This is a genomic window from Caulobacter endophyticus (assembly GCF_003116815.1).
GTDB classification, from domain to species: Bacteria; Pseudomonadota; Alphaproteobacteria; order Caulobacterales; family Caulobacteraceae; genus Caulobacter; species Caulobacter endophyticus.
The window spans coordinates 21,459-31,594 of record NZ_QDKQ01000070.1 but is presented as its reverse complement, the minus strand read 5'-3'; the positions used below and the strand labels follow the sequence as shown (position 1 = coordinate 31,594).

7 protein-coding genes are annotated in these 10,136 nt (G+C 70.6%); 3 read left to right on the top strand and 4 right to left on the bottom strand.

Going from position 1 to position 10,136, the window contains the following annotated elements:
* Positions 1-132: 132 nt before the first annotated feature.
* Both DDF67_RS21530 and DDF67_RS21525 read right to left on the bottom strand, forming a co-directional pair.
* The gene (locus tag DDF67_RS21530) at positions 133-327 is read right to left on the bottom strand and encodes a hypothetical protein (RefSeq protein ID WP_109454842.1); all 195 of its coding nucleotides are present in this window, start codon (positions 325-327) and stop codon (positions 133-135) included.
* A gap of 85 nt (positions 328-412) precedes the next feature.
* On the bottom strand, positions 413-1,213 hold the full coding sequence (locus DDF67_RS21525) for an SDR family NAD(P)-dependent oxidoreductase (protein ID WP_109454841.1): 801 nt from the start codon (positions 1,211-1,213) through the stop codon (positions 413-415).
* A gap of 125 nt (positions 1,214-1,338) precedes the next feature.
* On the opposite strand from DDF67_RS21525, the gene DDF67_RS21520 reads away from it, so the two are divergent.
* The 3 genes from DDF67_RS21520 to DDF67_RS21505 all read left to right on the top strand — a co-directional run bounded on the left by DDF67_RS21520 (position 1,339) and on the right by DDF67_RS21505 (position 7,737).
* A complete protein-coding gene (locus DDF67_RS21520; protein WP_109454840.1) occupies positions 1,339-1,839 on the top strand; it encodes a winged helix-turn-helix transcriptional regulator in 501 nt (166 codons plus the stop codon).
* Positions 1,840-1,958: 119 nt separating this feature from the next.
* The gene (locus DDF67_RS21515) at positions 1,959-6,362 is read left to right on the top strand and encodes an efflux RND transporter permease subunit (RefSeq protein WP_233247732.1); all 4,404 of its coding nucleotides are present in this window, start codon (positions 1,959-1,961) and stop codon (positions 6,360-6,362) included.
* The gene (locus DDF67_RS21505; RefSeq protein ID WP_109454838.1) at positions 6,349-7,737 is read left to right on the top strand and encodes an efflux transporter outer membrane subunit; all 1,389 of its coding nucleotides are present in this window, start codon (positions 6,349-6,351) and stop codon (positions 7,735-7,737) included. Before DDF67_RS21515 ends, DDF67_RS21505 begins: the two co-directional genes overlap by 14 nt.
* Here DDF67_RS21505 and DDF67_RS21500 read toward each other — a convergent pair.
* Together DDF67_RS21500 and DDF67_RS21495 are read right to left on the bottom strand one after the other, a co-directional pair.
* Complete coding sequence (locus DDF67_RS21500; RefSeq protein ID WP_233247731.1) at positions 7,734-9,149, bottom strand: heavy metal sensor histidine kinase; 1,416 nt, start codon at positions 9,147-9,149, stop codon at positions 7,734-7,736. The genes DDF67_RS21505 and DDF67_RS21500 overlap by 4 nt on opposite strands.
* On the bottom strand, positions 9,146-9,829 hold the full coding sequence (locus tag DDF67_RS21495) for a heavy metal response regulator transcription factor (RefSeq protein ID WP_109454837.1): 684 nt from the start codon (positions 9,827-9,829) through the stop codon (positions 9,146-9,148). The genes DDF67_RS21500 and DDF67_RS21495 overlap by 4 nt, the downstream gene beginning before the upstream one ends.
* Between the last annotated feature and the right edge of the window lie 307 nt (positions 9,830-10,136).

The following is a 10,136-nucleotide window of genomic DNA, read 5'->3' as shown; positions in this document are numbered from 1 at the left end:
CCCACCGGCATCAGCGCCTCGGCGAAACTGAACTGACCCGTCTGCTTCACCGCCATGCCTGGCCTCCCCGTACTAAACCCAGGGAATCACAATCGGCTAATTTCGCAACACTCCCGCAGGGGGAGAATCTGATCACTCCGCTTCTTCGTCGTTGGCCGCTTCGACCTCGACGCCGAACACCTCGTCGATGATCTCCATGATCTCCTCAAGGTCGTCGAGGGTGACCTTCAGGCGCTGGGTCTGGTCGTCGTCGCCGGTGACCGTCAGGAAGATGCCTTGCTCGGTCTCTTCCAGGATGAACTCGTCGAGATTGGCGATGACCGACATGCTGCGCCTCCCAAGCTGCGTAAGGGCCAGGTTTCGCAAGGGGGAGCGGCCGGCGGCGGCTTTCGTTCCGCCGCCGACACAGGGGTCAGGCCAGGCCGTAGCGGAGCGCGGGGCGGTCGCGCGACAGGTTGGGCGCTAGGTTCAACCGGGCCGCGTCATAGGCGGCGAAATCGCCGGCTTCCGGCAGGGACGGAATGGTCACCAGCTCGCCCTGGTCGAAGCCGGCGAGCGCCGCGTCGACCAGGTCGCCGACCTCCATCACGGTCGACGGATCCAGCGCATCGACGCCGCCGCCGCCCGAGCGGTCCCAGATCTCGGTGCGGGTGGCGCCGGGCAGCACCGCCTGCAGCTTCACCGCCTCGGGCAGCTGGCTGCGCAGGCCCTGGGTGAAATAGGTCACATAGGCTTTGGTCGCCCCGTAGACCGGCGAGCGGAACTCGGGCAGCAGGCCCACCACCGACGAGATGTTGACGATCGCGCCGCGGCCGCGCGCCTTGAAGGCGCCGGCCGCCGCATGGGCCAGCCGCGTCACCGACACCACGTTCAGCTGGATCAGGTTGTCGACCTTGTCGAGGTCCTGGTCGACGAAGTCGCCGGCCAGGGCCGCGCCGGCGTTGTTGATCAGGATGTCGATGGCGGCGTCTTCGGCCAGCCGGGCCTCGACGCGGGCCAGATCGACGGCGTTGGTCAGGTCGGCCTGGATGACGTCGACGCTCACGCCGGCTTCTGTGCGCAGGCGGTCGGCCAAGTCCGCCAGGCGGGAAGCGTCGCGGGCGACCAGCACCAGGTCGTGGCCGCGGCGGGCCAGGCGGTCGGCATAGGTCGCGCCGATGCCGCTGGAGGCGCCGGTCACCAGGGCCGCGCCGGAAAGCTGTTGCTTGCTCATGTCTCAATCCCCTCGGGATGCTGGCCGCCACGCTCGTCGCGGCGGGGTGACTTGCAGATGGCTAGTTACTTTCAAATTGCAAGTGACTTGCTTTCATTTCGCTATCGACCACCTATGTTTCTTCCATGACCACGCGCGCCTTCGATCCCGGACAGTGCCCCGTCGGCCGCACGCTCGAACGCGTCGGCGATGCCTGGAGCCTGATGATCCTGCGGGACGCCCAGCAGGGGCTGACCCGCTTCGACGAGTTCGAAAAGAGCCTCGGCGTGGCGCCCAACATCCTCACCAAGCGCCTGGCCGGACTAGTACAATCCGGCTTTCTCGAGCGGCGGCCCTACCAGGAGCGGCCGGTGCGCCACGAGTACGTGCTGACTGCGCAGGGCCGCGACTTCGCTCCGGTGCTGACCGCGCTGCTCGCCTTCGGCAACCGTCACTTCGCCAAGGAGGGGATCGCCGGCCAGCTGGTCGATCGGGTAACCGGCCAGGCGGCCGAGCCGATCGTGATCGACGCCGTCAGCGGCCGGCCGATCGACGCCGAGCGCTTCACCTACGCCGCCGGCCCGGCCGCGGGCGAGGTGGTCCGCCAGCGGGTCGCCCGGATCGAGGCTCGACGCGGGCGCGGCTGAGACCGCTCGCGGCCAAGGTTGTCCACTGTTGCTGACCGCCTTGTCAGGCGCGCGTCAGCCTGACGACCCGATGGCGCCGCTACATCCGTCGCAACCTCTCCGGAACGACGGATTCTTCGATGATCTCGCTTGTGCGGACGGCTTTGGCGCGTCCCTACACCTTCGTCGTCATGGCCGCGATGATCCTCATCGTGGGCGTGCTGGCCATTCTGCGCACCCCAACCGATATCTTTCCGGAGATCCGCGTCCCCGTCGTGGCGGTGGCCTTCACCTATAACGGCCTGTCGCCCGAGGACATGTCGGGGCGCATCCTCACGCCCTACCAGCGGGCCCTGACCACGACGGTCAACGATATCGAGCACATCGAGGCCACCTCGCTGCAGGGCATCGGGGTGGTGAAGGTCTATTTCCAGCCCGGCGCTGACATTCGCCTGGCCAACGCCCAGATCACCGCCGTTTCCCAGACCCTGCTGCGCCAGATGCCCACCGGCACGACGCCGCCGCTGGTGCTGAACTACAACGCCTCGACCGTTCCGATCGTCCAGCTGGCCCTGGCCGGGCCGGGAATGAGCGAGCAGCAACTGTTCGACTACGGCGTCAACTTCATCCGCACGCGCCTGGTCACCGTGCCCGGCGCGGCCGTGCCGTTCCCGTTCGGCGGCAAGACCCGCCAGATCCAGGTCGATATCGATCCGCAGGCCCTGCTGTCCAAGGGGCTCTCGGCCACCGACGTCGGCGCGGCCATCGCCGCCCAGACCCAGATCACGCCGGCCGGCTTCGTGAAGATCGGCGAGTTCCAGTATTCTCTGCGCCTCAACAACGCGCCGGGCTCGGTCGACGAGCTGAACGCCCTGCCGGTGCGCACGGTCAACGGCGCCACCATCCGACTAGGCGACGTGGCCCACGTCCGCGACGGCTCGGCCCCGCAGCAGAACGTCGTCCACGTGGACGGCCAGCGCTCGGTGCTGATGACGGTGCTGAAGTCGGGGGCGACCTCGACCATCGCCATCGTCGACGGCATCAAGGGCGCGCTGCCCGAGCTGAAGGCCCAGCTGCCCGACAACCTGACCATCACCCCGCTGAACGACCAGTCGACCTTCGTGAAGGCGGCCGTCGAGGGCGTGGTGCACGAGGGCGCGCTGGCCGCGATCCTGACCTCGCTGATGATCCTGCTGTTCCTGGGCAGCTGGCGCTCGACGGTGATCATCGCCGTGTCGATCCCGCTGGCCGTGCTGGCGGCTGTGGCGGCCCTGGCCGCCTTCGGCCAGACCCTCAATGTCATGACCCTCGGCGGCCTTGCCCTGGCCGTCGGCATCCTGGTCGACGACGCCACGGTGACCATCGAGAACATCAACTGGCATCTGGAGCACGGCAAGGACGTCAAGACCGCGATCCTCGACGGCGCGGCCCAGATCGTCACCCCGGCCTTCGTCAGCTTGCTCTGCATCTGCATCGTCTTCGTGCCGATGTTCTTCCTGCCGGGCGTGTCGGGCTTCCTGTTCGTGCCGATGGCCATGTCGGTCGTCTTCGCGATGATCGCCTCGTTCCTGCTGTCGCGGACCCTAGTGCCGACCATGGCGGCCTTCCTGCTGAAGCCGCACGCGCCGCACGACCAGGAGGCGCCGTCGAAGAACCGCCTGGTGCGCTTCCAGCGCGGCTTCGAGCGGGTGTTCGCCAAGGTGCGCGACGCCTATGCCGGCCTGCTGGGCTTCGCCCTGGGCGCGCGCGGCAAGTTCGTCGCCGGGTTCCTGGCCTTCGCCGTGCTGAGCCTGGCGCTGGTTCCCTTCCTGGGCCGCAACTTCTTTCCGGCCGTGGACTCCGGTTCGATCGCCATGCACGTCCGCGCGCCCACCGGCTATCGCGTCGAGGAGTCGGCGGCCCTGTTCGACCGCATCCAGCGCCAGGTGCGCACGATCATCCCGAACGCCGAGATCGAGACCATCGTCGACAACATCGGCCTGTCCACCAGCGGCATCAACGTCGCCTACAACGCCTCGGGCACGATCGGCGCCCAGGACGGCGACATCCTGATCAGCCTCAAGAAGGGCCACAAGCCGACCGACGGCTACGTCAAGGCGCTGCGCCAGGAACTGCCCAAGGCCTTCCCGACGGCGACCTTCTCGTTCCTGCCGGCCGACGTCACCAGCCAGATCCTGAACTTCGGCAGTCCCGCGCCGATCGACATCCAGGTGGCCGGCGGGGACGCCGGGACCAACCAGGCCTACGCCCAGAAGATCCTGCGGGCGATCCGCGGCGTCGAGGGCATCGCCGACGTCCGCATCCAGCAGCCCAGCGCCGCCCCGCAGCTGCGCTTCGACGCCGACCGCACCCGCATCCACGCCCTGGGCCTGGACGAGCGCGACGTCACCGCCAGTCTGGCCGGCGCGGTGGCGGGCAGCGCCCAGACCTCGCCGGTGTTCTGGCTGAACCCGCAGAACGGGGTGTCCTACCCGATCGTCGCCCAGACGCCGGAATACCTGATCGACAGCTTCGAGAAGCTGGGCGCGATCCCGGTCACCGGCAGCCGCGTGCCGGGCGAGGCGCCGCAGGTGCTGGGCGGCCTGGGCGCGCTGAGCCGCGGCGCCACCCCGGCGGTGGTCTCGCAGTACAACATCCAGCCGATGGTCAACGTCTATGCGGCCACGCAGGGGCGCGACCTCGGCGGCGTGGCGGCCGACGTCCAGAAGGTTCTCAAGAGCCTGGAGAAGGACAAGCCGGCCAAGGTGCGCGTCACGCTGCGCGGCCAGTATCAGACCATGAACACGGCCTTTTCCGGCATGGGCTGGGGCCTGCTCGGCGCAGTGGTGATGATCTACCTGCTGATCGTCATCAACTTCCAGTCCTGGCTGGACCCGTTCGTGATCATCTCGGCCCTGCCGGCGGCGCTCGCGGGCATAGCTTGGATGCTGTTCGCCACCGGCACGCCGCTGTCGGTGCCGGCCCTGACTGGCGCGATCATGTGCATGGGCGTGGCCACGGCCAACTCGATCCTGGTGGTCAGCTTCGCCCGCGAGCGTCTGGCGGCCACGGGCGACGCGATCCAGGCCGCCTTCGAGGCCGGGGTGACCCGCTTCCGCCCGGTGCTGATGACGGCCCTGGCCATGATCATCGGCATGGCTCCCATGGCCCTGGCCCTGGGCGAGGGGGCCGAGCAGAACGCGCCCCTGGGCCGCGCCGTCATCGGCGGCCTGATCTTCGCCACCTGCGCCTCGCTGCTGTTCGTCCCGACCATCTTCGCCATCGTCCACGGCCGCCGTCGCGCGCCGAGGCCCCGTCCACCGAAGGACACGTTCATGCCTGACACCCTGCCCAAGACCGATCCGCGTCGGCTGCGCCGCCTGGCGCTGGTCGGCGCCGCGGGTTTCGCCCTGATCCTGGCGACGGGGGCCGCCGCCCGCTTCATGGCCGGCAAGGACTTGGCCAGCGCCAGCCAGGACGCCAGCGTCATCACCGTCAGCGTCGTGCGGCCCACGACGGGCGAGGAGGGCGCGCTGATGCTGCCGGGCCGCCTGCAGGCCTGGAACCAGGCCCCGGTCTACGCCCGCACCGACGGCTATCTGCGCCGCTGGTACGTCGACATCGGCCAGCCGGTGAAGGCCGGCCAGGTGCTGGCCGAGATCGACGCCCCGGAAGTGGACCAGCAGTTGGTCGCCGCCCGCGCCGCCCTGGCCACGGCCTCGGCCCAGCGCGACCTGGCGGCCGTGGGCGCCGCCCGCTGGAAGCGCCTGGTCGGCGAGAACGCCGTCTCCCAGCAGGAGGCCGACGAGAAGCAGGGCGATCTGGCCGCCCGCGAAGCCATGCGCAACGAGGCCGCCGCCAATGTGCGCCGGCTCGAAAGCCTGGCTGCCTTCAAGCGCATCGTCGCCCCGTTCGACGGGGTGGTGACCAGCCGCGACACCGATCTCGGCGCCCTGATCAGCGCCGGCGGCGGCGCGCCGTCGCCGCTGTTCACGGTGTCGGACACCCGCCGCCTGCGCCTCTATGTCAGCGTGCCGCAGAGCATGGCCGGCTCGATCCGTCCGGGCATGACCGCCAGCTTCTCCTCGCCGGACCTGCCGGGCCAGTCGTTCCAGGCCCGCCTGGTGCGCGCGGCCGATGCGGTCGACGCCCAATCCGGCGCCATGCTGGTGCAGCTTGAGGTCGACAACGCCGCGGGGGTCCTGAAGCCTGGCGCCTATGCCCAGGTCAGTCTCGATCTGGGCAAGGGCGGGGCGGCCCAGGCCGCGCCGGCCACGCTGCGCGTGCCGTCCAACACCCTGCTGTTCCGCAAGGAAGGCACGGCGATCGCGGTGGTCGACAACAACGGCAAGGTCCAGATCCGCAAGGTCACGATCGCCAAGGACCACGGCGCCGAGCTTGAACTGGCCAGCGGCCTCTCCGCCAGCGAGTGGGTCGTCAGCAGCCCGCCCGACGCCATCGCCGACGGCGACAGCGTGCGCGCCATCCAGCCCAAGCCCGCCCAGGCCAAGTCCGCCCAGGCCAAGACGGCGCAAGCCAAGGGAGGCGCCGGTGCGCGCGGCTAACGCCATCCTGCCCCTGGCGCTGCTGGGCCTGGCGGCCTGCAGCACGGCGCCGACCTATGCGCCGCCGGCTGTCTCGACGCCCGCGGCCTTCCGCGACAATGGACCCTGGACGCCGGCGAGCATGGCTGACGCCGCCCCGACCGGCGACTGGTGGGCGGTGTTCGCCGATCCGGCGCTGGACGGCCTGGAGCAGCGGCTAGCGGGCGGCAACGCCAGCCTCGCCCAGGCCCTGGCGCGCTACGACCAGGCCCGCGCCCTGGCCCGCCAGGCTCGCACGGGACTCTATCCGACGGTCGGCGTGGAGGCGGGCGCGGCCAGCCAGCGCACGATCTCGACGGGTCGCACCGATCCGGCGGGCGTCAGCGCCTCGGCCGCCTATGAGCTGGACCTGTGGGGCCGCGTGCGCAACCAGGTCGCCGCTGGCCGCGCCGACGCGCAGGCCAGCGCCGCCGATCTGGCGGCCGTGCGCCTGAGCCTGCAGGCCCAGCTCGCCGACGCCTATTTCCAGCTGCGCGGCGCGGACGCCCAGATCGCCGTGCTGTCCTCGACCGCCGACGCCTATCGCCAGGCGCTGGACCTGACCCGCCGCCGCCAGGCGGGGGGCGCCTCGAGCGCGCTCGACACCGGCCGGGCCGAGACCCAGCTGGCCGCCGCCCTGGCCCAGCAGGAGCAGGCCCAGGCCGATCGCGCCCTGCTGGAGCACGCCCTGGCGGTGCTGGTCGGCGAGCCGGCCTCGGGCTTCTCGGTGGCCGCGGTCGAAGGCCTGTCGGACGCGCCGCGTACGCCGGTGAGCACGCCGTCGGCGGTGCTGCAGCGCCGGCCCGACGTCGCCGCGGCCGAGCGCCGGGTGGCCGCCGCCAACGCCCGTATAGGCGTGGCGCGGGTCGCCTGGTTTCCGACCGTGACCCTGGCCGCCAGCGGCGGCTGGCAGTCGACCGGCGGCGAGCTCCTGACCACGGCCAATCGCGTATGGGCCCTGGGGCCGGCCGCCGCAGCCCTGCCGCTGCTCGACGGCGGCGCCCGCAAGGCCGAGGTCGCCCGCAGCCGCGCCGTGTTCGACGAGGCCGCCGCCGGCTATCGCCAGACCGTGCTGGACGCTTTCCGCGAGGTCGAGGACCAGATGGCGCTGGCCAACCGCCTGGCGGCCGCCCAGGCCCGGCAGGACGAGGCCGTCGACGCCGCCGTGCGCACCGCCGCCCTGGCCACGACGAGGTACCGCGAAGGCGCGGCCAGCTATCTCGACGTGGTCACGGCCCAGACCGCCGAACTCGACGCCCGCCGTTCGGCCCTGGACCTGCGCACGCGCCGGCTGGCGGCCAGCGTGAATCTCATCCGCGCTCTCGGCGGCGGCTGGCGAGGAGGCGAGGGCGCCTAGGCCTCCATGGCCTGGACCGCCCGCGCATGCGGCTCGCGTTCGACCGGGGCCTCGCCCGGCAGGACGAAGCCGATCAGCACCTCGCCGTCCTCGCAGCGGGCGAAGACGGTTCCGCCGTGCATGGTGACGATGGCCTTGACCACGGCCAGGCCCAGGCCGTGGACGTCGTGGCTGTGCTCGCGGGCGCGGTCGAGGCGATAGAAGCGGTCGAACAGCCGGGCCAGGTGCGCCTCGGGGATCGGGCCGCCGCGGTTGCGTACGCCCAGGCAGACCTTGCCGTCCTGCGGTTCGATCGTCACGCGCACGGTCTTGCAGTCGACCCCGTGGCGAATGGCGTTGTCGAGCAGGTTGGTCACCGCCCGGCCCAGCAGCGAGGCGTCGGCGGCCACCATGCCGTCGCCGACCACTTCCAGGTTCACGCCCGCGTCCTCGAACAGCACGTCCAGGAAGTCGGCGGTCTTGTGGGTCAGGCCGGCCAGCGACACCGGCTCCAGGTTGGCCGCGAGCGCGCCCTGGTCGGCGCGGGCCATGAACAGCATGTCGTTGATGATACAGCGCAGGCGGTCCAGCTCTTCGAGGTTCGAGTGCAGCACCTCTTCCAGCTCGCCGGCCTCGCGCGGGCGGGAGAGGGCGACCTGGGTCTGGCCGATCAGGTTGCCCAGCGGCGTGCGCAGTTCGTGGGCGACGTCGGCGTTGAACGAGGCCAGGCGTTCATAGGCGTCCTGCAGCCGATCCAGTGCGCCGTTGAAAGCTGTCATCAGGCCCACCAGCTCGGTCGGCAGGTTGTCGAGCGGCATCCTGAGGCTGAGATCATTGGGGTTCAGCGCCCGGGCGCGCTGGGACAGCCGGTCGACCGGCGCCAGGCCCTTGCGGGCGATCCACCAGCCCAGCAGGCTGACCAGCGCGATGGTCACCAGCGACACGGCCAGCACGCCCGCGCCCAGCACGCGGCGGGAGGCGTCGAACGGGGCGGTGTCGGCGGCGATCACCAGCCGCACCTCGGGCCGCTCCAGATGCGGCGGCACCCTGCGGGTCAGCGTCATGTAGCGCTTGCCGTCGAAATGGATCAGGTCGATGCCGTCGCGCGCCCGGGCCAGGGCGTCGTCGGGGGCGAAGCGGAAGCGGGCGTCGGGGCAATCGACCCGATAGCGCACGCTGCCGTTGGCGGGAGTGAACGACTCCAGCTTGTCACCCAGCAATGGCCAGCGCTTGGGATCGCCGGCGTGGCGGATCATCGCGTCGATGATCTCCATGCGGGCGTTCAGCTCCTCGGCCTGGTGGCGGCGCAGCTCCAGGCTCTGGAAGCCGAAGATGGCCACGCCCGCCAGCACCGACACCAGGGTGGTGGCGATGGCGAACATCAGGGCCAGGCGCCCGGCTATGGACTTGGGCGCGATGGAGGCGGGGGTCATTCGGGGCTTCCGTCCGGACGATGTTCCAGGACGTAGCCCATGCCGCGCACGGTGTGCAGCAGCTTGGTCTCGAACATGCCGTCGATCTTGGCCCGCAGGCGCTTGATGGCCACCTCGACCACATTGGTGTTGGTGTCGAAATTGATGTCCCAGACCAGCTCGGTGATGATCGTCTTGGAGACGATCTGCGACTGGCGCCGGCCCAGCACGGCCAGCAGGGCGAATTCCTTGGCCGTCAGGTTCAGGCGGCGTCCGGCGCGGGTGGCGCGGCGGGCCAGAAGGTCGAGATGCAGGTCGCCGACGGTGATGGTGGTGGCCTCGCCCCGGCCGCGCCGGGTGATGGCCTGCAGCCGGGCCAGCAGCTCCAGGAACGAGAACGGCTTGACCAGATAGTCGTCGGCGCCGGCGCCCAGGCCCCGCAGGCGGTCGTCGACGCTGTCGCGGGCGGTCAGCATGATCACCGGCGTCTGGCGGGTCTGGCGCAGGCGCTCCAGCATGGCCACGCCGTCAAGGCCCGGCAGCATGCCGTCCAGCACGATGGCGTCGTAGTCGAGGGTCTGGGCCAGATGCAGGCCGTCCTCGCCGTCGCCGACAAAGTCGACGGAATAGCCCTGCTCCGTCAGCCCCTTGCGCAGATAGGCGACGGTCTTGGTTTCGTCCTCGACGATCAGGATCTTCATGATGGCGGCGGCCCGGCGGCGCGGTGTTCTGGCGGCGGAGGCGCGGGGGGCCTCCTTGAGAACAGCTTTGATACAGCGTCCTCGCGCCGACCGCCACGGCTGGGGCGGGAAGGGGGCTCGGTAGCGGCCGGGCGAGAACTGCAGCCTAGGTGCCAGAGCGCTCCGGTCGCCAGGCTGACGCCTGCATGACAATTTCGACCGGAAGCAGCGGGGAGCGCCGATCTGCGCCATCGGCAATTGCGAAGGTAATCGATTCATGTCCAGGTTGCGCCCGTTTCGGCGCGAGGACGCGCGCCGCTTAGAGGGG

Bases quoted from the DNA above. Each gene is read 5' to 3' on its own strand.
- DDF67_RS21520 (WP_109454840.1), top strand. From the start codon at position 1,339: ATGACCACGCGCGCCTTCGATCCCGGACAGTGCCCCGTCGGCCGCACG.
- DDF67_RS21515 (WP_233247732.1), top strand. From the start codon at position 1,959: ATGATCTCGCTTGTGCGGACGGCTTTGGCGCGTCCCTACACCTTCGTC.
- DDF67_RS21500 (WP_233247731.1), bottom strand. From the start codon at position 9,149: ATGACCCCCGCCTCCATCGCGCCCAAGTCCATAGCCGGGCGCCTGGCC.
- DDF67_RS21495 (WP_109454837.1), bottom strand. From the start codon at position 9,829: ATGAAGATCCTGATCGTCGAGGACGAAACCAAGACCGTCGCCTATCTG.
- DDF67_RS21525 (WP_109454841.1), bottom strand. From the start codon at position 1,213: ATGAGCAAGCAACAGCTTTCCGGCGCGGCCCTGGTGACCGGCGCCTCC.
- DDF67_RS21530 (WP_109454842.1), bottom strand. From the start codon at position 327: ATGTCGGTCATCGCCAATCTCGACGAGTTCATCCTGGAAGAGACCGAG.